This is a genomic window from Bacillus sp. mrc49, assembly GCF_002803435.1.
This window is the reverse complement of the sequence record NZ_PHNG01000084.1, coordinates 1-370: the sequence shown is the minus strand read 5'-3', so window position 1 is coordinate 370 and position 370 is coordinate 1. Positions and strand designations below refer to the sequence as shown.

Here is a 370-nt window from a genome sequence, read left to right as displayed (position 1 = left end):
TAATTTCAATATTGAATTTGATAAAACAAATAAGATTGAATTAGGAACTGATGTAGATGGTCAATTAAAAAAAGAGCTAGCTGAAGCGAAGAACAAAGTCGAAGATCTATTCACGAATGATAAGTTCGATACATTGAAAGGAAGTACGAATCAAGGGGCGATAGACGAAGCTCAAGCAGCAGTCAATAAATTACCAGCCGGTGCGGAAAAAGACCGTTTACAAGATTTAGTGAACAAAGCGAAGGATTTATTGAAGAAAAAAGAAGAAGCAGAAAAAGAACAAGCTGATGCGAAGAAAAAAGTAGAAGACCTGTTCACGGATAACAAGTTCGACACATTGAAAGGAAGTACCAATCAAGCCGCGGTTGAC

Annotated in this window: 1 protein-coding gene; it reads left to right on the top strand. The window is 37.0% G+C overall.

Annotation, left to right across the window (positions count from 1 at the left end):
• A partial coding sequence (locus CVN76_RS00585; RefSeq protein WP_157805383.1) for a toxin Cry1Ac domain D-VI-related protein occupies nucleotides 1-370 on the top strand: 370 nt, incomplete at both ends.